This window comes from Salifodinibacter halophilus (assembly GCA_012999515.1).
In the GTDB taxonomy this organism is placed as follows: Bacteria; Pseudomonadota; Gammaproteobacteria; order Nevskiales; family Salinisphaeraceae; genus Salifodinibacter; species Salifodinibacter halophilus.
This window is the reverse complement of sequence record JABEEB010000808.1, coordinates 1-232: the sequence shown is the minus strand read 5'-3', so window position 1 is coordinate 232 and position 232 is coordinate 1. Positions and strand designations below refer to the sequence as shown.

Here is a 232-nt window from a genome sequence, read left to right as displayed (position 1 = left end):
CCTGTCTCTCAGTTCTCGGGAGACTCACTTCCCGTTCTTCCATCGCGCGCCGCTTCGACCGCCGATTCGCTCTCGTAGAGGTCCACGGTCGCGTTCGCCCGGAACCACGCCATCGCCTCGTCGAGGGCCGCCGGGTCGCCGCCGGTGAGTTTGATTCGCGTCGGCCCGCCGCTGTTGGGATAGCTCCCGACGCCCACGCCGAAGCGCTCGGCGACGACGCCGAGTTCGCGGG

1 protein-coding gene is annotated in these 232 nt (G+C 69.4%); it reads right to left on the bottom strand.

Annotation, left to right across the window (positions count from 1 at the left end; genetic code table 11):
- Nucleotides 1-8: 8 nt before the first annotated feature.
- Nucleotides 9-232, bottom strand: a 224-nt coding sequence (locus HKX41_13820) for a competence/damage-inducible protein A (GenBank protein NNC25211.1), incomplete at its 5' end; no start/stop codon positions are given.